General features: G+C 70.8%; 21 protein-coding genes. 6 read left to right on the plus strand and 15 right to left on the minus strand.

Features of this window, described 5'->3' with window-relative positions:
* Positions 1-3: 3 nt before the first annotated feature.
* The 3 genes from NUM_RS32620 to NUM_RS32630 form a co-directional block, all read right to left on the minus strand.
* Positions 4-915 carry a carbohydrate ABC transporter permease gene (locus NUM_RS32620; protein ID WP_207128772.1) on the minus strand — a complete coding sequence of 304 codons (912 nt, stop codon included), beginning with the start codon at positions 913-915 and terminating at the stop codon, positions 4-6.
* Positions 912-1,907: a carbohydrate ABC transporter permease gene (locus tag NUM_RS32625; RefSeq protein ID WP_207128773.1), complete on the minus strand. Its 996-nt coding sequence runs from the start codon at positions 1,905-1,907 to the stop codon at positions 912-914. The genes NUM_RS32620 and NUM_RS32625 overlap by 4 nt, the downstream gene beginning before the upstream one ends.
* A 94-nt stretch (positions 1,908-2,001) precedes the next feature.
* Positions 2,002-3,351, minus strand: coding sequence for an ABC transporter substrate-binding protein (locus NUM_RS32630; RefSeq protein WP_207128774.1), 1,350 nt, complete (start codon positions 3,349-3,351; stop codon positions 2,002-2,004).
* Between the two features lie 434 nt (positions 3,352-3,785).
* On the opposite strand from NUM_RS32630, the gene NUM_RS32635 reads away from it, so the two are divergent.
* The 4 genes from NUM_RS32635 (at position 3,786) to galK (ending at position 7,916) form a co-directional block, all read left to right on the plus strand.
* Positions 3,786-4,610 carry a DeoR/GlpR family DNA-binding transcription regulator gene (locus tag NUM_RS32635; RefSeq protein WP_207128775.1) on the plus strand — a complete coding sequence of 275 codons (825 nt, stop codon included), beginning with the start codon at positions 3,786-3,788 and terminating at the stop codon, positions 4,608-4,610.
* Positions 4,607-5,692, plus strand: coding sequence for a galactose-1-phosphate uridylyltransferase (galT, locus tag NUM_RS32640; protein ID WP_207128776.1), 1,086 nt, complete (start codon positions 4,607-4,609; stop codon positions 5,690-5,692). The genes NUM_RS32635 and galT overlap by 4 nt, the downstream gene beginning before the upstream one ends.
* A 4-nt stretch (positions 5,693-5,696) precedes the next feature.
* Positions 5,697-6,689, plus strand: coding sequence for a UDP-glucose 4-epimerase GalE (gene galE, locus NUM_RS32645; protein ID WP_207128777.1), 993 nt, complete (start codon positions 5,697-5,699; stop codon positions 6,687-6,689).
* A gap of 93 nt (positions 6,690-6,782) precedes the next feature.
* A complete protein-coding gene (gene galK, locus NUM_RS32650) occupies positions 6,783-7,916 on the plus strand; it encodes a galactokinase (RefSeq protein WP_207128778.1) in 1,134 nt (377 codons plus the stop codon).
* An 82-nt stretch (positions 7,917-7,998) separates the two neighbouring features.
* Here galK and NUM_RS32655 read toward each other — a convergent pair whose 3' ends face one another.
* A complete protein-coding gene (locus NUM_RS32655; protein WP_225919005.1) occupies positions 7,999-8,814 on the minus strand; it encodes a GNAT family N-acetyltransferase in 816 nt (271 codons plus the stop codon).
* 172 nt (positions 8,815-8,986) lie between these two features.
* Positions 8,987-10,201, minus strand: a complete 1,215-nt coding sequence (locus NUM_RS32660) for an NADP-dependent isocitrate dehydrogenase (RefSeq protein ID WP_207128779.1) — start codon at positions 10,199-10,201, stop codon at positions 8,987-8,989.
* 219 nt (positions 10,202-10,420) lie between these two features.
* Between NUM_RS32660 and NUM_RS32665 the strand changes: the two genes are divergently transcribed.
* Positions 10,421-10,873, plus strand: coding sequence for a hypothetical protein (locus NUM_RS32665; RefSeq protein WP_207128780.1), 453 nt, complete (start codon positions 10,421-10,423; stop codon positions 10,871-10,873).
* A gap of 69 nt (positions 10,874-10,942) precedes the next feature.
* On the opposite strand, the gene NUM_RS32670 is transcribed toward NUM_RS32665, so the two are convergent.
* The 5 genes from NUM_RS32670 to NUM_RS32690 form a co-directional block, all read right to left on the minus strand.
* A complete protein-coding gene (locus NUM_RS32670; RefSeq protein WP_207128781.1) occupies positions 10,943-11,887 on the minus strand; it encodes a malate dehydrogenase in 945 nt (314 codons plus the stop codon).
* A 99-nt stretch (positions 11,888-11,986) separates the two neighbouring features.
* A complete protein-coding gene (locus tag NUM_RS32675) occupies positions 11,987-12,859 on the minus strand; it encodes a bifunctional methylenetetrahydrofolate dehydrogenase/methenyltetrahydrofolate cyclohydrolase (protein WP_207128782.1) in 873 nt (290 codons plus the stop codon).
* A gap of 173 nt (positions 12,860-13,032) precedes the next feature.
* Entirely contained in the window at positions 13,033-13,299 is a 267-nt protein-coding gene (locus NUM_RS32680) for a UBP-type zinc finger domain-containing protein (RefSeq protein WP_030449338.1), read from the minus strand.
* 170 nt (positions 13,300-13,469) lie between these two features.
* Positions 13,470-14,096, minus strand: a complete 627-nt coding sequence (locus tag NUM_RS32685; RefSeq protein ID WP_207128783.1) for a pentapeptide repeat-containing protein — start codon at positions 14,094-14,096, stop codon at positions 13,470-13,472.
* A 39-nt stretch (positions 14,097-14,135) separates the two neighbouring features.
* Positions 14,136-14,840 carry a TetR/AcrR family transcriptional regulator gene (locus NUM_RS32690; protein ID WP_207128784.1) on the minus strand — a complete coding sequence of 235 codons (705 nt, stop codon included), beginning with the start codon at positions 14,838-14,840 and terminating at the stop codon, positions 14,136-14,138.
* 147 nt (positions 14,841-14,987) lie between these two features.
* On the opposite strand from NUM_RS32690, the gene NUM_RS32695 reads away from it, so the two are divergent.
* A complete protein-coding gene (locus tag NUM_RS32695; protein WP_207128785.1) occupies positions 14,988-16,445 on the plus strand; it encodes an MFS transporter in 1,458 nt (485 codons plus the stop codon).
* A gap of 45 nt (positions 16,446-16,490) precedes the next feature.
* On the opposite strand, the gene NUM_RS32700 is transcribed toward NUM_RS32695, so the two are convergent.
* The 5 genes from NUM_RS32700 to NUM_RS32720 form a co-directional block, all read right to left on the minus strand.
* Positions 16,491-18,764, minus strand: a complete 2,274-nt coding sequence (locus tag NUM_RS32700; protein ID WP_207128786.1) for a PQQ-like beta-propeller repeat protein — start codon at positions 18,762-18,764, stop codon at positions 16,491-16,493.
* A gap of 43 nt (positions 18,765-18,807) precedes the next feature.
* Complete coding sequence (locus tag NUM_RS32705) at positions 18,808-19,743, minus strand: Gfo/Idh/MocA family protein (RefSeq protein WP_207128787.1); 936 nt, start codon at positions 19,741-19,743, stop codon at positions 18,808-18,810.
* On the minus strand, positions 19,740-20,582 hold the full coding sequence (locus NUM_RS32710; RefSeq protein ID WP_207128788.1) for a carbohydrate ABC transporter permease: 843 nt from the start codon (positions 20,580-20,582) through the stop codon (positions 19,740-19,742). The genes NUM_RS32705 and NUM_RS32710 overlap by 4 nt, the downstream gene beginning before the upstream one ends.
* A gap of 3 nt (positions 20,583-20,585) precedes the next feature.
* Entirely contained in the window at positions 20,586-21,515 is a 930-nt protein-coding gene (locus tag NUM_RS32715) for a carbohydrate ABC transporter permease (protein ID WP_207128789.1), read from the minus strand.
* A 63-nt stretch (positions 21,516-21,578) separates the two neighbouring features.
* Positions 21,579-22,847: an ABC transporter substrate-binding protein gene (locus NUM_RS32720; RefSeq protein WP_207128790.1), complete on the minus strand. Its 1,269-nt coding sequence runs from the start codon at positions 22,845-22,847 to the stop codon at positions 21,579-21,581.
* Positions 22,848-22,994 lie beyond the last annotated feature (147 nt).

Raw genomic sequence — 22,994 nt, forward strand, 5'->3', positions numbered from 1 at the left:
GGATCAGCCCTTGGTCGAGCCGAGGGTGAGGCCGGAGATGAACTGGCGCTGCAGCAACATGTAGACGACCAGCGTCGGGATCGCGACGATCATCGCGGCCGCCGCGATCAGGTTCTGGTTGGACACGAACTGGCCCTGCAGGTTGGCCAGCGCCGAGGTCACCGGCCGGCGGCTGCCGGTCTCGATCAGCGTGATCGCCCAGAAGAAGTCGTTGTAGATCCAAGTCGTCAGCAGCGTCGCCAGCGCGGCCAGCGCCGGCCGCACCAGCGGCAGGGTCAGCTTCCAGTACCGGGTCCACAGCGAGGCACCGTCCACGATGGACGCCTCGTACATCTCGTCCGGGATGGTGCGCATGAAGTTGCTCAGCACGAACACGCAGAACCCGAGCTGGAACGCCACGTTGATGGCGACCAGGCCGGCGATCGAGTTGTACATCAGGCCGCTGTCGGCGAGGAAGTGCGGCAGCGGGATCAGCAGGTAGAGCCGGTACAGCGGGGTGATGATGACCTGCTGCGGCAGCAGGTTGCCGGCGGTGAACAGGATCAGCAACGCAACGTTGATCTTGATGTTCACCCGGGTCAGGACGAACGCCACCAGCGACGCCAGGAACAGCGTGATGATCACGGCGGGGAGCGTGATCAGCACCGAGTTCAGGAAGAAGTGGAACATGTCCGACTCTTGCCAGGCGTTCACGTAGTTCGAGAACGTCAGCTTGTGCGGCAGCGAGACGTACCCCAGCTTGGACGTCTCCGCGTACGGCCGCAGCGAGACGTACAGCGCGAACAGGATCGGCACCAGCCACAGCACCGTCGCGCCGATCATCAGCACGTAGGACAGGATCCGGCCGATCGGGAACCGCCGCCCGGCCTGCTGCCGCACCACGCCACCCCGGGCGAGTGCACCGTCGGCCGTCATCGGCCTTCCTTCCGCTTGAAGTTCTGGTACAGGAAGATCGAGATCGGGATCAGCGAGATGACCAGCAGCACCACGCCCAGCGCGGAACCGAAGCCGACCTGCGAGGTCTCGCCGACGATGTTGTTGGTGACCAGCACCGACAGCAGTTCCAGCCCGTTCGAGCCCTTGTTGATGATGTAGACCAGGTCGAACGCGCGCAGCGACTCGATCACCGTGACCACGATGATCACGATGTTGATCGGCCGCAGCGTCGGGAAGATGACCCGCCAGAACGTCTGCCACGCATTCGCGCCGTCGACCTGTGCCGCCTCGCGCAGCGCCGGATCGGCGGCCTTCAGTCCGGCCAGGTAGAGCACCATCACGTACCCGGCCTGTCGCCAGGTCGCCGCCACCAGCACCGCCCACAGGTTCAGGTGCGGGTTGCCCAGCCAGTCGATCAGGTTGTTGTCCTGGTTGTGGCCGATCACCGTGTTGATCAGGCCGTAGTTCGGCGAGTAGACGAACTCCCAGATGATCCCGATCAGCGCGAGCGACAGCATCACCGGCAGGAACAGCACGCTCTGGTAGACCCGGCTGCCCTTGATACCGCGGTCGATGACCACCGCGAACAGCATCCCCAGCGGGGTGGCGATCACGATGAACACCAGCAGCCACAGCACGTTGTGCTCGACCGCCGGCCAGAACGGCGGGTAGTTGGTCGCCGCCCGGTGGTAGTTGTCCACGCCGGTGAAGCAGCCGTTGTCCTGGATCAGACCGCCGGAGGGCCGGCAGGCCCGCGGGTGCAGCCCGCCGACGCCCGACCACCGGAAGAACGACAGCACCACCGAGGCGAGCGCCGGGCCCCAGACGAACGCCAGGTCGACCACGACCGGTACGGCGAGCATGCCGAGGACGACCAGGATCTCCTTCTTGGTCAACCGGCCGAGCCGGCGGCGACGGCGCTTCGGCGCCTGCGCCACCGCCGGCGACGCGTCGTTCACCGTCGAAGCCATCCGTTCGGACTCCAATCTGCGTCTTCCCGCCGGCACGCGGTACCGGCACACGCACACCGCCGGTACGCACGTGACGTACCGGCGGTGGGCGAACTCAGCCGTTGAAGATCGACTTGGCCTGCTTGGCCAGGCTCTGCTGGATCGTCGAGATCATGCCCGCGGTGGGCTCACCGATGAACTTCTGGATCGCCTGCTCCAACGCGGTGGCCATGGCCGGGTCGGTGTCCCGGTCGCCGAACTGCGCGACCGCCTTCTGCTGGGCGATCATCTGCGCCGACTTCTTCTGGATGTCGTTGTAGGTCGGCGCGACGAGGTCCTTGGCCAGACCGACGTCCCACTGGTCGTACTTGAGGTACGCGATCTCGGCTTCCTTGGTGCCGATGTACTCCAGCACCTTCTTCGCGCCGGCGGTGTTCTTCGCCTTCTTCGGCATCATGAAGCCGTCCGCCGGGGCGTCCATGTAGTCCTGGCCGAACGACGGGTTGATCGCCGGGTAGGCGAAGAAGTCCAGGTCCTTGATGTCCTTCTTGTCGGTCACGTACTGCGCCGCGACCTGGTTGGTGCCCTGGAACATCATGCCGGCCTTCTTGGCCTCCAGCGTCTTCGCCGCGTCCTGCCAGATCCGGCCGTTCGCGCCGGACTGCAGGTACGGCATCAGCTCACGCCACTGGTCGAAGACCTTGGTGACTTCCTTGTCGGTGTACGCCGCCTTGTTCTGCATGAGCTTCATGTGGTAGTCGTACCCGTTGATCCGCATGTTCAGGATGTCGAACATGCCCAGGGCCGGCCACAGGTCCTTGTCGGCGAACGCGAGCGGGACGATCTTGTCCTTCTTCATCTGCTTGCACAGCGCGATGAAGGCGTCCCAGTCCTTCGGGACCTCGTAGCCCTTGCTGGCGAAGGTGCTCTTGTTGTAGTGCACCACCCACGGGTAGTTGTAGATCGGCACCAGGTAGTAGTGCCCGTCCACGCCCTTCGACAGGTTCTTCGCCACGTCGGGGAAGTTGTCGCCGATCTTGTCCCACACGTCGTCCAGCGGGTCGAGCAGACCCTGGTTCGCGAAGTACTGCATGCGGTAGCCGGCGAACCAGGTGGCCAGGTCGTCCGGGGTGCCCTGCAGGTAGGACGTGATGTTGTTCTGGAACGTGTTGTGGTCGGTGGTGTTGATCTTGGTGGTGACGCCGGTCTTGGCCTTCGCCGCCGAGATCAGCGAGGCGAACGCCTGCTTCGGCGCGGGGTCGGAGTAGTTGGAGCCGAAGGTGATCTTCGAACTGCTGCCGCCACCCTTCGTGGTCCCGCCGGAGCCGCTGTCGCTGCTGCACGCCGCGGCCAGGCCGGGCACCGCCAGCGCGCCCGCGCCGATGCCGGCCGCACGCAGCAGGCCGCGCCGAGAGACGGCATGGCCAGCGGCACCGGGACCGCTTCCGGTCGATGACTGCGCCATGGGAAACCCCCTACAGGAAAGAACGAGGAATCAAACGCGACCCTTCAAAAGTCCCCACATTCCACCGCCAGTGTGCGGACCTGTCAAGTCCCTCGCCGCGCTCGTGGCCCGATCGATGCCAAACCCGCCCGGTACGTCGATACGCGCTGCCCACACGGTAGTCACGGATCGGCTATCCGGTGGCAACGCACGGGAAACAGGCCGACGGGACGAGGCCGACCCGACCGATCGGGTGGTGGCGGAGGTGTGCAACACTCTCGTTCGAACGTGTTGACTCTTGGTCGGTCTGGCATAAGAGTTGATAACGGCGACGACGGACTCCGTCGACTGGGGGCCACGCCGCCGACCGGCGGGCCACCCCGTCAGCCGGGCCGAACACGTCCGCACGTTCGGCCCGGTGCATCGCAGTCGGCGCACCCGCAGGAGGCCCCCAGATGCTCGCACAGCAACGGCAGTCCGCGATCCTGGACCTGGTCCGCCGGCACGGCGGCGTCCGGGTCTCCGATCTGGTGCGCGAGTTCAACGTCTCGGACATGACGATCCGCCGCGACCTCGAATCGCTCGCCCAGCGCGGGCTGCTCGCCAAGGTGCACGGCGGCGCCACCACCCTCGCCCCCGGCTCCACCGACGAACCCGGCTTCGCCGCCAAGTCGATGCGCCAGCAGGCCGAGAAGGAGGCCATCGCCCGCCGGGCCGCCGAACTGGTCTCCCCCGGTACCGCGATCGCGATGTCGGCCGGCACCACCACCTGGACGCTCGCCCACCAACTGCTGGACGTGCCGTCGCTGACCGTGGTGACCAACTCGGTGCCGGTCGCCGAGGTCTTCTACCACAACGGCCGCACCGACCAGACCGTCGTGCTCACCGGCGGCATCCGCACCCCGTCCGACGCGCTGGTCGGCCCGTTCGCCGAGACCGCGATCCGGTCGCTCAACCTCGACCAGCTGTTCCTCGGCGTGCACGGCATCAACGAACGGTCCGGCTTCACCACCCCGAACCTGATGGAGGCGGAGACCGACCGGGCGCTGGTGGCCGCGGCCCGCCGGCTGGTCGTGCTGGCCGACCACACCAAGTGGGAGACGGTCGGCATCTCCACCATCGCCCGGCTGGACGAGGCGGACGCCCTGGTCACCGACGACGGACTGCCCGACGAGGCGCAGCAGATCCTGGGCGGGCTGGTCGGCGACCTGCTGGTGGCGCCGGCCGGCGGCACCCCCGATACCGACAACGACGTGGACGCTGGACAGGCGAGTCGATGAAACGCACCCCGATCCTGCTGGCCGACGGCCGCGAGCTCATCTACTTCGACGAGCGCGACGACGCCGACCGCAGCATGCCGGACCGCCGCGAGCTGCCGGAGCCGCCGCCCGCCTCCGAGCTGCGGTACGACCCGGTGCTCGACGAGTGGGTCGCGGTCGCCGCACACCGGCAGAACCGTACCTTCCTGCCGCCGTCGGACCAGTGCCCGCTCTGCCCGTCGACCCCGGAACGCTCCAGCGAGATCCCCGCGTACGACTACGACGTGGTGGTGTTCGAGAACCGGTTCCCGTCGTTCAGCCACCGCATCGGCGACGGCGCCGGGCACCAGCTCGCCGAGGGACTGGTACCGGTGGTGCCCGGTCGCGGCCGCTGCGAGCTGGTGTGCTTCACCGCCGACCACGACTCGTCGTTCGCCCGGCTGACGCCGGAACGGGTGCGTACCGTCGTCGAGGCCTGGGCCGACCGGACCACCGAGCTGTCCGCGCTGCCCGGCATCGCGCAGGTGTTCTGCTTCGAGAACCGCGGCGAGGAGATCGGCGTCACCCTGCACCACCCGCACGGCCAGATCTACGGCTACCCGTACGTGACGCCGCAGACCGCGACGAGTCTGGACTCGGCCCGGCGGTACCGGCACCGGACCGGCGGGCGCGGGCTGTTCGCCGACCTGCTCGCGGCCGAGCGCGCGGACGGCTCCCGGGTGGTGGCCGCCAACGAGTACTGGACGGCGTTCGTCCCGGCCGCCGCCCGCTGGCCGTTCGAGGTGCACCTCTACCCGCACCGCCAGCTGCCCGACATTCCGGCCCTCTCGGACGCCGAGCGGGATGCGTTCGGGCCCATCTACCTGGACGTACTGGGGCGTTTCGACGCGCTGTTCGACGTGCCGATGCCGTACGTGTCGGCCTGGCACCAGGCCCCGGTACACGCCGACCGGCACCTCGCCTACCTGCACCTTCAGCTGTTCTCCATCCGCCGCGCGCCGGGCAAGCTCAAGTACCTGGCAGGATCGGAGTCGGCGATGGGGGCATTCGTCAACGACATCCGCCCGGAGCGGGCGGCACAGATGTTGAGGGAGTCGAGGTAGAACCGTGAAGCTTCTCGTCACCGGCGGCGCCGGTTACATCGGCAGTATCGTCACCCGCCAGCTGCTCGCGGCCGGCCACCAGGTGGAGGTCCTGGACGACCTGTCGAAGGGCTTCCGGGACAACGTGCCCGACGGGGTGGTGTTCCACCAGCTGTCGATCCACGACGTGGCGCAGGTGCTGACGCCGGACGCCGGGTTCGACGGGGTGCTGCACTTCGCGGCGAAGATCTCGGTCGAGGAGTCGGTCTCCAAGCCCGGCCTGTACTGGGACACCAACGTGCGCGGCACCCTCGACCTGCTGGACGCGGTGCGCGCCGCCGGCACTCCCCGGCTGATCTTCTCCTCCACCGGCACGGTGCACGGCAACGTCTCCGGCGACGACCCGGCCGCGAAGATCACCGAGGACGCGCCGGTCGGGCCGACCAACCCGTACTCGTCCAGCAAGCTGATGATCGACCTGATGCTGACCGGCGAGTGCGGCGCCTCCCAGCTCGGCGCGGTGAGCCTGCGGTACTTCAACGCGGCCGGCGCGTCCCTGTCCGACGCCGGGCACCTGGGCGAGCGGCACGACCCGGAGACGCACCTGATCCCGATCGCGCTGCAGGCGGCGGCCGGCGACCGGGACGAGTTCTTCCTGTTCGGCGACGACTACGACACGCCGGACGGCACCTGCATCCGCGACTACATCCACGTCGAGGACCTGGCCACCGCGCACCTGCTGGCGCTGGAGCACACCGAGCCCGGCCAGCACAAGATCTTCAACCTGGGCAACGGCAACGGGTACAGCAACAAGCAGGTGATCGACGTGGTCCGCGAGGTGACCGGGGCGAAGCTGCCGGTGACGCTGGCACCGCGCCGGGACGGCGACGCGGTGGTCGTGGTCGCCTCGTCCGAGAAGGCGCGCCGCGAGCTGGGCTGGGTGCCGGCGCGGGCCGACCTGCACGCCATCATCGCCGACGCCTGGACCTTCTACCAGTACGACAAGGGCCGGTCGTGACGCGCTCGCCGGACCGTACGGGGGTGCGCCCGTGAGCCCGCGTCGGCATCGGGTGTCGTGCCTGCTGAGCGTTCCGACGAAGGGGGAAGGCTCGTGAGTTCCTTCGCCGAGGTGTTCGGCGGGGAGCCGGACGGCGTCTGGTACGCGCCGGGTCGGGTCAACCTGATCGGCGAGCACACCGACTACAACGACGGTTTCGTGCTGCCGTTCGCGCTGGCGCAGCGCACCACGGTCGCCGCCCGTCGAGTGGAAAGTCCACAGTGGACCGTCCACTCGACGCTGACCAAGGAGACCGTCGAGATCGACGCGACCGCGGCGGCCACCCCGGGCGCGCTGACCGGCTGGTCGGCGTACGTCGCCGGGGTGGTCTGGGCGATGCACGAGGCTGGGCACCGGGTCGCCGGCGCCCAGCTGTTCGTCGACTCGGACGTGCCGCTCGGCGCCGGACTGTCCTCCTCGCACGCGCTGGAGTGCGCCGTGCTCGGCGCGCTCACCGCACTGTCCGATGTGGACATACCGGTGCCGGCCCGGCCGCGACTGGTGCAGCGCTCCGAGAACGGGTACGTCGGGGCGCCCACCGGCATCCTGGACCAGTCCGCGTCGATCCTGTGCCAGGCCGGCAACGCGCTGTTCCTGGACTGCCGCGACCTCAGCAACGAGCAGGTGCCGTTCGACCTCGACGCGGCCGGCCTGGCCCTGCTGGTGATCGACACCCGGGCGCCGCACCAGCACACCGACGGCGAGTACGCCAACCGCCGGTCCGCGTGCGAGGCCGCGGCCCGGGTCCTGGGCGTCCCGGCGCTGCGCGACATCTCCACCGAGCACCTGGACGCGGCGCTCGCCGCGCTGCCGGACGACGAGTCGCGCCGCCGGGTCCGGCACGTCGTCACCGAGAACCAACGGGTGCTCGACACCGTGTCGCTGCTGCGGGCCGGGCAGCTGCGGGCGATCGGACCGCTGCTGTCCGCGTCGCACGCCTCGATGCGCGACGACTACGAGATCACCGTGCCGCCGGTCGACACCGCGGTCGCGGCCGCGCTGTCCGCCGGGGCGTACGGGGCGCGGATGACCGGCGGCGGCTTCGGCGGCTGCGTGCTCGCGCTCACCGACGCCGGCGCGGTCGACCCGGTCGCCACCGCGGTCCGGACCGCCTTCGCCACCAACGGTTTCACCGAACCGGCGACGTTCCTCGCGGTCCCCTCCCAGGGTGCCGGCCGGCTGTCCTGACCGACCCGGTGCCCGTCCGCGCCGAACGGGCACCGGGGCGGGCCGCCCGTCGGGCTCAGGACGGCGCTTCCGCCCAGTCGCCTCAGGCCTGCTCGACGGGGCGCCAGACGTAGGGCACGGTGACGGCGACCGGCCGCAGGCCGAGCCGCGTCAGGATCGGCCGGCTGTCCGGTGACGCGTCCACCTGCAGGTAGCGGAAGCCGCGCTCGGCGGCGAGCCTCGCCCGGTACGCCACCAGGGCCCGGTAGATGCCCTTGCCGCGCCACTGTTCCAACGTCGAGCCGCCCCACAGCGAGGCGAACTCGGTACCGGTGTGGAACACCGCCCACGACGCGCAGACGACCTCGTCGCCGGCCTCGGCGAGTACCACCACGGCCGGGTCACCGTCGTCGGGGTCCATGAACCGGGCCAGCGCGTCCGGCAGCCAGGAGTGGTCGAAGCCCCAGACCTTCTCCTCCATCGCCCGGATCCGGTCCAGGTCGGCACGGCCGGTGGCGGCCCGCACCACGACCCCGTCCGGTACCTCGGCCGGCACGGCGAGCGGCCCGACCGGTCCGATGTGGACGGTCTCGTCCTCTTCCGGGGTGAAACCCTTGGCGCGCAACCGGTCGGTCAGGTCGTCCGGCTCGTCGTAGTGGTGCCACTTCCACTCGAACGACCGGCCCAGCGCGGCGAAGTGCCGCACCTGGTCGTCGATCAGCGCGTCGAGCTCGGCGCCGCGCAGCCCGCCGAGATCGCGGTACAGCACGAAGCCGGCGCCCTGCTCCGGGGTCCGGCGGACCAGCGGGCCGACCCGCTCGATCGTGCTGCCGCGGCTGTCGCCGAGCCGGGCCCGCAGTTGGTCGTCGTACGCCCGGCGGTACGCCAGGGCCTGGGCTGAGGTGTCCAGTTCGATCACGCCGCAGTGCAGCACGGATTTCGCTTGCGCCGCAACCGGTTTCACTCCTCCGGCGGACCCGCGGTGGCCGGTGCTGCCCGCCCTCGGTCCGGGCACGCGGACGGCCCGGACCGAGCACGGTCCGGGCCGTCGAACGACTCACGCTCGCCGGAAGCGCCGGCAGGCGGGAGGGTCAGGACCGCTTCGCGGCGAGCCGGTCGGCGATCGAGGACATGAACTCGTCGGTGGACTGCCACGGGGCGTCCTTGCCGATCAGCAGCGCCAGGTCCTTGGTCATCTGACCGGCCTCGACGGTCTCCACGCAGGCCGCCTCGACCTGCTGGGCGAACTCGCCGAGCTCCGGGGTGTTGTCCAGCTTGCCGCGGTGCTCCAGGCCCCGGCTCCAGGCGAAGATCGACGCGACCGGGTTGGTCGACGTCTTCTCGCCCTGCTGCCAGCGCCGGTAGTGCCGGGTCACGGTGCCGTGCGCGGCCTCGGCCTCGACCGTGCGGCCGTCCGGGGTCATCAGCACCGAGGTCATCAGGCCGAGCGAGCCGAAGCCCTGCGCCACCACGTCGGACTGCACGTCACCGTCGTAGTTCTTGCAGGCCCAGACGTACCCGCCGTCGCCCTTGATGGCCTGCGCCACCATGTCGTCGATCAGCCGGTGCTCGTACCAGATGCCGGCGGCGTCGAAGTCGGCCTTGAACTCCGCCTCGAAGATCTCCGCGAAGATGTCCTTGAACCGGCCGTCGTACGCCTTCAGGATCGTGTTCTTCGTCGACAGGTAGACCGGGAACTTGCGGTCCAGCCCGTACCGGAGCGACGCGCGGGCGAAGTCCCGGATCGAGTCGTCGAAGTTGTACATGCCGACCGCGACGCCGCCGCCGTTGAAGTCGGCGACGTTGAACTCCATCGGCTCGCCCTCACCGGACGGCGTGTAGGTGATCGTCACCTTGCCCGGCCCCGGCACCACGAAGTCGGTCGCCTTGTACTGGTCACCGTGCGCGTGACGGCCGATGACGATCGGCTTGGTCCAACCCGGCACGTACCGCGGGATGTTGGACATCACGATCGGCTCGCGGAAGATCACGCCGCCGAGGATGTTGCGGATGGTGCCGTTGGGCGAGCGCCACATCTTCTTGAGGCCGAACTCCTCGACCCGCGCCTCGTCCGGGGTGATCGTCGCGCACTTGACGCCGACGCCGTGCCTCTTGATCGCGTTCGCCGCGTCGATCGTGACCTGGTCGTCGGTCGCGTCGCGGTGCTCGATGCCCAGGTCGTAGTACTCAAGATCGACATCGAGATACGGCAGGATCAGCTGGTCCTTGATCTGCTTCCAGATGATCCGGGTCATCTCGTCGCCGTCGAGCTCGACGACCGGGTTGGCTACCTTGATCTTGGCCATCCGCCCGGCTCTCCTCTCACGTCATTAACAGTACGAGCGTACTGGACAGGCCTCCGCCCGTACACCCTGGGGCCCGGTCGGCGTCGAAAGCGGTGGGGACAGCTCCAGGATCCGGACGCCGGGTCGCCGGATCGTCACCGACCGGCCGTTCGGGCAGGTTGGTAGGTGCAGGACCGCCAACCCCGACGCACACCCCGACACGCCCCCAGGAGCCGCACGATGAGCGCCACGTCCACGGTCGCCACCCACCTACTGTGGCCCGAGATACTGCCGATCGACGACATCGACCGGCGGATCGCCCGCGACTCGGTGCGCACCGCGTACCAGCGCAACGACGTCGACGCCGAAACCTACGCCGGGGCGCTGAACCGGATCGACGGCGCCACCAACCGCGGCCACCTCACCACCGCGCTGCGCGGCGTGCCGATCACCCCGTACCCGCCGGCCGGGCTGTTCGTCGCGCTGCGGCTGTTCACCGGGCTGACCCTGGTGTCGACCGCGGTACAGATCGTGGTCTGGCTGCTGATCGGGCTGATCGGCGGCTGGGACGCGCCCTGGTGGCTGTGGTCGGCGATCCCGAGCGCGTTCGTGGTGTTCTGCCTGTGGTGCGCCGCCGAGGGGCCGCCCCGCGCCGCCCGCAGCCAGTACCGCATCGCGCTCGCCCGCCGCTGATCGCCGCGGCCAGCGCCTGCGGCCGGCACCGCCTGACGCGTCGGCACCGCCTCGCGCGGCGGGCCGCGATCAGCGCAGGTTCGCCTGGCGGGCCCGGACGGTGTCCGCCGCCTCGGTCAGCGCGGCCAGCTCCGACTCGGTCAGCGGCGCCGTGACCACCCGGCGCACCCCGGTCGCGCCGAGCTCGACCGGCACCCCGAGATAGACCTCGCTGATCCCGTACTCGCCGGCCAGCCACGCGCACACCGGCAGCACCGCACCGGTGTCGCCGGCGATCGCCCGGGCCATCGCGGCGGCCGCCGCGGACGGCGCGTGGTAGGCCGACCCGGTCTTGAGCAGCGCGACGATCTCGCCCCCACCGGTACGGGTGCGTTCGGTCAGCGCGTCCAGCGCGTCCGGTTCGAGCACCTCGGCCAGCGGCCGACCGTCCACAGTGGACCTTGACGGCACCGGCACCATCGCGTCGCCGTGGGACCCGAGCGTCAGGGTATGTACCGACGAGACCGGCACGCCGAGCTCGTCGGCGACGAACGTGGTGAACCGGGCCGAGTCGAGCACCCCGCCCTGGCCGATCACCCGCGCCGGCGGGAACCCGGTCACCCGCTGCGCCAGCGCGGTCATCTCGTCCAGCGGGTTGGTCACCACGATCAGCACCGCACCCGCCGCGTACCGGGCGATCTGCGCGGCGGCGTCGCGCACCACCGCGGCGTTGGTCTCCAGCAGCTCCTGCCGGCCCATCCCCGGGGTACGCGGCACGCCGGCCGCCAGCACCACCACGTCCGAACCGGCCAGCACGTCGTACCCGTCGCCGTTGCGGCCGGTGGTGCGCCCGACCACGTGCGTCTCGAACCCGACGATCGGCCGGCACTGGCCGATGTCCAGCGCCAGCCCCTCCGCGCGGCCCTCCGCCACGTCGGTGAGCACGACGGTGTCGAACGCGTCGCACTCGGCCAACCGGTGCGCCGTCATCGCGCCGTACGCGCCGGCGCCGATCACCGACACCTTGCCGGCCATGCCCACCTCCCGGCCTCGGATCGGTCCGTTGCGCCGCCGGGTGCCGGCCGAGGATCTCGCACCAGACCCTACCGCCGACCGGGTTGCGCGCCGGCCCGGTCAGGCGAGCTGCGCCTCGGCGGCCTCGACCACGTTGGTCAGCAGCATCGCGCGGGTCATCGGGCCGACCCCGCCGGGCATCGGCGCCAGGTGACCGGCCACCTCCCGGACGTCCGGGTGCACGTCGCCGACCAGCTTCGCCTTGCCGGACTCCTGCGGTACCCGGGTGATGCCGACGTCGAGCACCGCCGCGCCCGGCTTGATCATGTCCGCGGTCAGCAGGTGCGGCTTGCCCGCCGCGACCACCACCACGTCTGCGGTACGGGTGTGCACCGCGACGTCCTTCGTCCCGGTGTGGCACAGCGTCACCGTGGCGTTCTCGGTACGCCGGGTCAGCAGCAGCCCGAGCGGCCGGCCCACCGTGGTCCCGCGGCCGATGATGGTGACCTCCGCGCCGCGCAGCGCCACGCCGTAGCGGGTGAGCAGCTCGACGATGCCGCGCGGCGTGCACGGCAGCGCCCCGGCCTCGCCGAGCACCAGCCGGCCCAGGCTCACCGGGTGCAGGCCGTCGGCATCCTTGTCCGGATCGATCCGCTCCAGGATCGCCTGCGTGTCGATCTGGTTCGGCAGCGGCAACTGCACGATGTAGCCGGTGCAGGCCGGGTCGGCGTTCAGCTCGTCGACCGCGCGCTCCACGTCGGCCTGGCTGGCGTCGGCCGGCAGGTCACGCCGGATCGAGGTGATGCCGACCTCGGCGCAGTCGCGGTGCTTGCCCGCCACGTACGCGTGCGAGCCGGGGTCGTCGCCGACCAGGATGGTGCCCAGCCCGGGGGTGACGCCCCGCTCGGTCAGCGCCTTGACCCGGGCCCGCAGCTCGTCCTTGATCGCCGCCGCGGTCGCCTTGCCGTCGAGAATCGTCGCCTGCTCGCTCACACATCGCAGTCTGTCACGCCACCCCGGTGCCGCTGTCCACACCCCGTCGCACGTCCGGTCCTGTTGATCATGGTGGGGATACCCCGCGCACGCGCTTGCGGCGCGGCCCCGACACCATGATCACCCGCTGGCCGGACCCCGTGATCGGCGCGGACCAGCGACGGCGGTGCGGCTCAGCCGACCATGGCGTCGGGAAAGCACCAGCGCCAGGACTCGCCCGGTTCGGCCGAGCGCATCACCGGATGCTCGGTGCCCTGGTAGTGCCGGGTCGCGTGGGTCGCCGGCGACGAGTCGCAGCAGCCGACGTGACCGCAGGTCAGGCAGAGCCGCAGGTGCACCCAGTCGTGCCGGCCCTCGGCCAGGCAGTCGGTACAGCCGGCCGGCGTCTCCGGCTGCGGGTCGGGCCGCTCGGCCGCCCGGTCCAAATGGCTGCAGGACATTTGCTTCTTCCTCCCCGGGGAGCCTCTCCTCGATTCGGCAGACCGCCACGGCCGACCGAACGGCAGCTGGATCGACCCGACCGACCAACGCGAACCGCGGAGCGGTGCGCGCATCCCCGCCGGGCGTTCCCCAGGCCGAGCGTACGGGGTGACCGAGCCGGCGGGGGGCGTTATGCCTCGACGATCGCGCCGTACGAGCTGGCGACCTGGACGGCCTGGCCGAGGTCGATGCGGGCGCCGGTGAGGTCGAGCCCGCGCAGCGCGACGGCGGTCAGGTCGGCCCCGCGCAGATCGGTGTCGACCAGCTTGACGTGCGACAACTTCGCGTAGCCGAGGTCGGCGCCACGCAGGTCGGCGCGGCTCAGATCGGACTCGGACAGGTCGGCCTCGCGCAGTCGCACCGCGCGCAGGTCGAGCCGGCCGAGGTCGTGACCGCGCAACGACACGTACGACCAGTCGCCGCCGCGGACCGTCAGCGGCCGCAGCGTGCAGCCCAGGAACGTCGTTCCGGTCAGCTTGCAGTCGTCGAACGTGACGCCGAACAGCGACGCAGCCCGCAGCGTGCAGTGCAGCAGCGCGCATCGGGTGAACACCGCGGCGTTCAGCCGGACGCCGACGAACGTGCACCGCTCGAACGTGCAGCCGGTCGCGGCCAGCTCGGTCAGGTCGGCCTCGACGAACTCGCAGTCGACGAACCGCTGCCGGTCGAGGGTCGTGCACGCCCAGTCCTCGTGGTCGATCCGCTCACCGGTGCGTTCCGGCCGGTCGCCGCGGTCGGGCTGTTCGTCGTCGGTCATGCGGTGCAGCATGCCACCCGGCTGTGACCGTTCACCGCCTCACGGCAGGTACCGGGCGACGCCGTCCAGGATCATGTCGAGGCCATGCTCGAACCGCTCGTCGGAGCCGCCGGACATCAGCGTGTCGACCATCGCCACGGTGTTCGGGAACCGTTCCGGCGGCAGCGCCCGCAGGTAGTCGGCGGCCTGTTCGAAGTAGGCGTGCGCCTGCTCCTCGGTCTTCCAGCCCTTGGCGTAGTAGTACGCGCCCTCCAGCACGTCGGCGGTCACGTACAGGGCGAGCCGGTCGACGGCCCAGGCGACGATCTGGTCGGGCAGCCCGGCGCCGCGCAGGATCGCCAGGTACGCCTCGGTGACGCGCAGGCTGTTCGTCGCGAACGGGAACCCGGTCATCGCCACCCGGGCGAGGTCGCGGTGCCGGCGCAGCGCGTCCCGGCCGGCCCGCGCGATCCGCCGTGCTCCCTGCTGCCAGTCAGGCTCGTGCACCGCGCTCTCGGCGTCCGCGACGGTCTCGCCGACCACCGAGTCCAGCATCAGTTCGTACAGTTCGTCCTTGTTCGCGACGTGCGCGTAGAGCGACGCCGGTCCGGTACCGAGCTCCTGCGCGACCCGGCGCATCGAGACGGCGTCCAACCCCTCGGCGTCCAGCACCCGGATCGCGGCGGCGACGATCGCGTCCTGGCTCAGCGGCTGGCGCACCGGCCGCTTGTCGGTGCGCCACGGCGGCGCCGGGATCTCGGTCATGCAACCTCCTCGCGCCGCGTCGTCGGCGTGTCCCTCGGCACAGTGACGCCGCCACGATACCAGTTGACGCGATCACCATTCGCATCGTAGAACGGTAGTCGAGCAACGAACACTGTTCGTTCCACGATCGACGTACGGGAGCCTTCGATGACCACGACCCAGACCGGCCCGGTGACCCGCACCGCGGCACCACCCGGATACCGCTGGCGCTGGCTCGGCCTCGCCGTCGTGCTGTGCGCCGAGGTGATGGACCTGCTGGACAGCACGATCACCACCATCGCAGCGCCGGGCATCGCGCACCGGCTCGGCGGCGGTACCACGTTCATGCAGTGGCTCGGCGCCGCCTACACGCTGGCGTTCGCGCTCGGGCTGATCACCGGCGGCCGCCTCGGCGACCTGTACGGGCGGCGCCGGATGTACCTGCTCGGCGCGGTCGGCTTCACCGCCGCGTCCGTCGCCTGTGGACTGTCGACCGGGCCGGCGATGCTGATCGCCTGCCGGGCCGCCCAGGGCGCGTTCGGCGCGATCCTGATCCCGCAGGGTCTCGGGCTGCTCAAGGACATGTTCGGCCCGAAGGACCAGGCGAAGGCGTTCGGCGCGTTCGGGCCGGTGATGGGACTGTCCGCGGTCGGCGGGCCGATCCTCGCCGGGGTACTGCTCGGTGCGAACCTGTTCGGCACCGGCTGGCGGTCGATCTTCCTGATCAACCTGCCGATCGGGCTCGCCGGCATCGTCGGCGCCCTGCTGTTCCTGCCGTCGGTGCGACCCACCCGCGGCCAGCGGCTCGACCCGGTCGGCATGCTGCTCGTCGGCGCCGGCCTGGTCACCCTGCTGTACCCGCTGGTGCAGGGCCGCGAGCTCGGCTGGCCGTGGTGGAGCTTCGCGCTGCTCGGTCTCGGCGCCGCGCTGCTCGCAGTGTTCGCCGCCCACCAGGTACGCCGCAGCCGCGCCGGCCGGGATCCGCTGGTACTGCCGGCGTTGTTCCGGCGGCGCTCGTTCACCGGCGGGCTGGTGCTTGGCGTCGTGTTCTTCACCGCGGTGATGGGCGTGACCCTGGCGTTCGCGCTGTACCTGCAACTCGGGCTGCACTACAGCGCACTGCGGGCCAGCCTGGCCAGCGCGCCGAACGCGCTGGGCATCGTGGCCGGCAGCATCGTCGGCGGCGCCGTCGCCGGCCGGCTCGGCCGCCGCATCCTGCACCTCGGGGTCGTGGTGATCGCCGTCGGCCTGGCCGCCCTGACCGGGCTGCTCGCGGTGGTCGGCGCCGGCCTGGCCTGGTGGCACTTCGCCCCGGCGCTGCTGGTCCTCGGCTTCGGCCTGGGTACCGTCTTCGCGCCGCTGTTCACCTTCGTGCTCGGCGACGTGTCCGACGACCACGTCGGCGCCGGTGCCGGCCTGTTGAACGCGGTGCAGCAGGTCGCCACCGCCACCGGTACCGCGGTGATCGGCTCGCTGTTCTTCGGCCTCGCCGGCCCGCACCCCGACGCCGCGGACTGGACCGCCGCCCTGCGCACCACGATGCCGGTCGCCATCGCGCTGCTCGCCGTCACCTTCGCCCTGGTCTACCTGCTCCCCCGGCACGCGTCCGAACCGGCGGAGCAGTAGCGCCACGGTGGCACCGGCGGGCGGCCCGCCGGTGCCACCCGGGTGTCAGTCCACTGTGGATCGACCGGCGGCGGAGACGATCGCGTCGCCCTGGTCGTCGGTGACAGATCCGTTGCGTACCAGCGTGTCCACCGCCTTGGTGACGGCGGAGACGTAGCTGCCGTGGCTGGCCCAGTGCGCGGTCGGGTCGGGCAGCCGGTCGATGATCGTGCAACCGTCGCCGACGAACCGGTTGGGTACGCCGCTGTCGACATCACCGGCCCAGACCGTGCCGCGCAGGTCGGAGTCCGGGCAGGCGTCGGCGGGCGGGGTGAAGGCGGCCAGGTGGGTACGGTCGACGCCGCCGGCCGGCTGCAGCAACGTGTACATGGTGCCGTCGGCGGCCGGCGCCAGCCGGAGCAGCCCGCTCGACCGCAAGACCTGCGCGGTGCCGGCGAGGGAGTCGACCACGAACAGCCGACCGCCGGACACCCCGTACAGCATGCCGTCGCGCCAGACCAGCGCGCCGTCCTGGGCACCGGTACCGCCGGTGAACACCGGGATCCGGCGCACCACCCGCTGCGTGTCCGGGTCGAACACGAACACCGTGCCGTCGGCGAGCCCCCACAGGTCGTGGTCCGGGCCGGCGGTCAGCGCGGTGATGCTCTCGGCGCCCGGAACCGGGGTGTACTCGGCGGTCTTCGTGCCGGTCGCCGGGTCGTAGCGGAACAGCGTCGCCTCGGTGGCCTTCGGTTCGGTGCCCTGGCCGCCGTCGATGCTGGAACCGCCCCACACCTCGTCGCCGACCGGCAGCAGCGAGGCGACGGTCTGGTCCGGGACGATGTTGCGGTGCACGGCGAGGTCGCCGGTGTCCAGGTCGTACACGCTCAGCGCCCCGCCGTACACGCCATAGCCGGGTGTCGTGCCCACGTAGACCTTGCGCCCGTGCGGTACCACGGCCACCGGGCGGTTCTGCTCGTCGCTGTCCACCAGCGCGAACAGCGTGCGCGGGTTGTCGGCGCCGGCCGGCGCGTGCGGATCCCACACCGACAGCTGCCCGTACGGGTAGATGCCGAAGTAGACCTTGCCGTCGTCGCCCCAGGCCCAGTCCTCGACCTGGCCGAGCCGCGGCGCGGCGGTCGTCTTGCCCGTCGCCGGGTCGTACGCGCCGGCCGACCCGTTCAGGAACGCGTCCACCAGCACCGTGCCGTCGGTCGGGTCCGGCAGCACGTTCATCAGCGGCACCGGCACGTACCGCAGCGGCGAGGACCACTGGGTGAGCCCCTTGGTCGCCGGGTCGAACCGGAACGTGCCGGCGGAGTAGTTGCCGGCCAGGCCGTACAGGGCGGGTCCGGTCGGGTCGTCGACCCAGCCGTACCCGATGCCCGCGCCGCGGGTGACCCGCACACCGCTGTCGGTCAGCGTGTCGGTGGCGAGGTCGTACCGGATCAGGTGCAGGGTGCTGGTGGTGAACCAGACGGCACCGTCCCGGGCCGGGGAGACGCCGCGGCCGGACAACGGGAACTCGCTCACCGAGGTACCGGACGGGTCGGTGAAGTGCAGTTGCTCGCCGGTCTTCGCGTCGAACACCACCAGCTGCCCGTGGTCGTTGCCGAGCACCCGGCCGTCCGCGTAGGTCAGGTCGGAGAACTCGGTGCCGGGGAAGTCGGGTGGGGTCAGCTCGGTCGTCGCGCCGGAGTCGACGTCGATGCGCATCAGCCGCGCCTTCGGCGTCGCCAGGCCGACGAACAGCGCCCGGTCGTCCGGGTCGTACGCGGCGGAGCGGGCGTACTGCTGCACGTCGTCCAGCGAGCCGTAGTCGGTGACCTTGCCGTCCGCGGGGTCGTAGCGGAACGCGTGCGCGTGCGGGTAGGTGCCGCCGTACACGGTGCCGTCGTCGCCGGCGGTCAGCCCGTAGAGGAAACTCTCGCCGGCGATCGGCTGGCCGAGGTCGGTGACCGTGCCGTCGGCCGGGGTGTACCGGTAGAGGTGCGCGTTGGAGTAGCTGCCGACGTAGACGCTGCCGTCGCTGGCGACGGTGATCGCCCACGCGCCGGCCGCGCCGGGCAGCGGTACCGCCCGCTTCAGCGTCCTGCTGTGCACGTCGACGACGTTGAGTTCGGCGTTCTCGCCGGCCGGTACCGCGTAGATGACGTCGGAACCGTCCGGTTCGTGGCCCACCGCGCCCTGCATCACTGTCAGCGAGGTGAGCGGGGTACCGAGGTCCTGCACCGGATCGGCGCCACCGGCCGGCGCGGCGGGTGCGGCGCCGGCGGTGCCGGCGAGCAGCAGCGGGGCGAGCAGCGCGAGTACGAGGGGGACGAGGCGGAGTCTTCGCACGGTTGATCCCTTCTCGGGGCCGGGCTCCGCGGCGGAGCCCGGATCAGGGCTGTGCTGCGTTGCGGTCCGGAGCCGGCGGCGTCGTCGGGCCGGATCCGGTCTGTGCCAGGTGATGCGCGACCGGGGCGAGGAGCCGGACCGGTCGCAGCAGGTCGTCGAGCGGCACCGGTGGGGTCCCGGTACGGACCATGCCGAAGAACGCGTCCAGGCCCGGATGCAGGTAGTCCGGGCCCAGCTCCAGTGCGGTACCGACGACCTCCGCAGCGCCGGTCACCTGCACGTGGAACGGCACCGGCGGATCCGCCGGCGCGACGAACTGGACGGTGACCGCGGTACCGCCGACGAGCGCGTGCGCGACCACGATCCCGTCGCCGGTCTCGATGCGCACCGGCCCGATCGGCCCCGGCGCGAGCAGCAGCGCCAGCTCGACCGGGTGGGTGCCGTAGAAGTGGATCCCGGCGTACGGGCTGGCCGGATCGGCCGGCCCGGTGGCCACCACGGCGCGCGGGGCGATCCGGGTCACCGCGGCGAGCGCCGGATGCCAGCGCAGCGCCGAGTACGAGGTGAGCGGCGCACCGTGCCGCCGGGCCGCGGCGACCATCGCCTCGCCGTCCGCGACGTCGGCGGCGAACGGCTTGTCCACCAGCGTCGGCAGCCCGGCGGTCAGGAACGGCAGCGCCTGCCCGGCGTGCCGGCGCGCGTCCCGGTCGGCGATCACCACCGCGTCGACCAGCCCGAGCAGCTCCGCCGGCGCTCCGACCACCCGGTCGATGCCGAGATCGCGTACCCGCTCGTCCGGTGTGGCCGGCGCGACCGCCACCACCCGGGCCGGGCCGGCGCGGTGCTCGGCGTTGCAGTACCGGACGACGTGGTCGACGTGCGAGCTCTCGGTGCCGACGATGCCGATCCGCGCACCGCCGGTACGCCTGCCGACCCGCGCCTCGTCGCCGCGCCGGCCGCTTCGCCCAGCGCCGCTCACTTCAGCCCGCTCATCGTCACGCCGCGGACGAAGTACCGCTGCAGCAGCACGTAGACCACCAGGATCGGCAGGAACGTCAGTACCGCGCCGGCCATCGTCACCGTCAACGACGAGTCCTGCGCCTGCAGGCTGTTGAGCCCGACGGTGAGCACGTAGTGGTCCGGCGAGCGGGTGGCGACCAGCGGCCAGAGGAAGTCGTTCCAGTGCCACAGGAACACGAACACGCCGAGAGTGGCGAGGATCGGCTTGGTCTGCGGCAGCACGATCTGCCAGAACAGCCGGATCTCGCCGGCGCCGTCGATCCGGGCCGCCTCGATCAGCTCGTCCGGGATGCCCATGATGAACTGCCGCATCAGGAACAGCGCCTGGGTGTTCGCCAGCGTGGGCACGATCAGACCCCACAGCGTGTCCAGCCCGTTCATCCGGGAGATCAGGATGAACTGCGGGATCAGCGTCAGGTGGTAGGGCACCATGAGCGTGGCGAGCAGCGTCCAGAACATCACGTTGCGGCCGAAGAACCGCTTCTTCGCGAACGCGTACGCCGCGAACGACGCGAACACGAGCACCAGCACGACGCTGAGCACCGAGTACGCGGCGGTGTTGAGCATCCAGCGCACCACCTGCGCGTGCGCCAGCACGTCGGCGTACGCGCCGAAGTTGACGTGGAACGGCAGCAGCGCGTCCGGCAGCGACAGCGACTGCCCCTTGCGCAGCGACAGCACGATCATCACGTAGAACGGGAAGATCGTGGCGACCGCGACGATCGCCAGCGGCAGGTGCGCCCACAGCCGCCGCCTGTTGCGGCGCGGCCTCCGGGCGACTCGCTCCACAGTGGACACTGGTCAGTCCTCCCGGAACAGGCGCCGCTGCACGAGCGACACGACGAGGGTGATGGCGAACAGCACCACGCCGGCGGCGCTGGCATAACCGAAGTCGAAGTAGTGGAAACCCTGGTCGTACACGAAGAACACGAGCGAGTAGCTGGACCGCACCGGGCCGCCGCCGGTCATCACGTAGATCACGTCGAAGACCTGGAACGACTGCACGATTTCCAGGATCACCACGAAGAACATCGCCGGCTTGAGCTGCGGCAGGGTGATGTGCCAGAACCGTTGCCAGGCCGAGGCGCCGTCCAGCATCGCCGCCTCGGTGTACTCCTTCGGGATCGCGAGCAGCCCGGCCAGCAGGATCAGCATGTCGTAGCCGAACCGGGTCCAGACGCTGAGCAGCGACAGCGACGGCAGTACCGCCGCACCGGACGACAGCCACGGCACCGGCCCGATGCCGAGCAGCCCGAACAGCCCGTTCAGCGGGCCGTGCTCGGCGTACAGCCACTGCCAGATCACGCCGCTGGTGACCAGGCTGGTGATCACCGGCAGGAAGTACAGCGCGCGGTAGACCCGGATGCCGCGGATCGAGCGGGCCGACAGCTGCGCCATCACCAGCGCCACGGCCAGCGTCAGCGGCACCGCGATCACCGTGTACACCGCCGTGACCCGCAGCGCGTTCCAGAACAGGTCGTCGGTGAACAGCCGCTGGAAGTTCGACAGCCCGCGCCACTCGACGATCCCGGTGATCTGGTACTTCGCCAGGCTCAGCGCCATCCCGGCGAGCGTCGGGCCGATCCGGAAGACCAGGAACAGCAGCAGGTACGGCGCGACGAACAGCAGCGCTATCCCGCTGCCCGACCGCCGCATCCGGCTCCAGCGGGACGGGCGCGCCGGCCGGCCGGCACCGGCCGGCTCGGTGCGCCGCGCGGTCTGGGTCGTCATGTACCGCTCCTGTTCTCACGGACGCCGCCGCCCGGACGGTGGTCCGGGCGGCGGCGGGCCGGGTCAGCCCCGGGCGAGTTGCTTGTTCGCGTCCTTCTCGGCGTCGGCGAGCGCCTGCTTGACGCTGACCTTGCCGAGCAGCGCCGCCTGCAGGTGCGGCTTGACGACGTCCATCAGCTGCCGAGGTGCCGCGGCGTTGGTGACGCCGGTCTTCATCTCACCGAGGTACTTCTCGCTCTGGCCCACCAGCGGCTGGTCGGCCAGCAGGCTGCCCTGCGAGGTACGCGGGGACGAGTAGCCGTGGTCCAGGTCGAACTGCTTGAGCTGGCTGGCCGAGCTGATCCACTGCACCCAGGCCTTCGCGGCGGCCGCGTTCTTGGACCCGGACAGCACGCTCAGCCCGCCGACGGTGCCGTACGACACCGACTTGGTCTGCTTCAGCGGCGCGCCGACCTCCCAGTCTCCGGCCTGGTATCCGGGGCAGATCGTCACCTCGGCGGTGGAGCTCGCGAAGCCCATCGCCGCCTTGTCGGTGCACAGCACGCTCTGGTCCGGCTTCGGCGTGACGGTCAGGCTGTCCTTCGGCACGTACCCCTTGTCCACCAGGGTCTTGACGAACGTCAGCGCCTTGACCCCGGCCGGCGAGTTGAACGCGGCCTTCTTGCCGTCGGAGGACAGCACGTCGCCGCCGGCCTGCCACAGCAACGGGTAGAACGTCTGGTTCAGGGTGGCGTCCGGGGTGGCCACGTAGTCGGTGAGGTAGAGGCCCTTCTTCTTCAGCTTGGCCCCGTCGGCGAGCGCCTCGTCCCAGGTGGTCGGCGGCGCGTCGATGCCGGCCGCAGCGAGCACCTTCTTGTTCGCCACCGTGGTGGTCACCGACATGAGCATCGGTACCCCGTACAGCTTGTCCTGGTAGGTCATCGCGTCCAGGGCGTTCTGCCGGAAGTCGGCCTTGTCCTTGGCGACCACGTCGGACACGTCGGCCAGCGCGCCGGTGTTCGCGTACTGCGGGACCTGGTCGGGGATCAGGTAGACCACGTCGGGGCCCTTGCCGCCGGCGATCGCGGTGGTCAGCTGCTCGTCCCGGTTCGCCCACGGCTGGACGACGACCTTGACGTTCACCTTGGAGTACTTCTTCTCGAAGGCCGCGACCCTCGACTTCCACCAGGTGTTCTCGATCTTCTCGTTGATCGGGTAGATCCACATGGTGACCGTGCCGGACACCTTGCTCGGATCGGACGGCACCTTCGCGTCCGAACCCGAGCTGCATGCGCTGGCGGTCACCGCCAGCACGCCCGCGACCAGCGCCGCGGCCATTGCCCGTACTCGCATTGCCTGCACTCCCTGTCCGTGACTCGCTGGGATGGCCGCGTCGAAGCGGGTGCCGCGGTGGTCAGCCGCCGGCGCGGCCGGTGGCACCGGTGCGAGGTCTCGCAGCCGAAGACCCGCGGGCCCGAGGGTTTCCCCTCACATCAATTA

This window comes from Actinocatenispora comari (genome assembly GCF_017312725.1).
Classification (GTDB): Bacteria; Actinomycetota; Actinomycetes; order Mycobacteriales; family Micromonosporaceae; genus Actinocatenispora; species Actinocatenispora comari.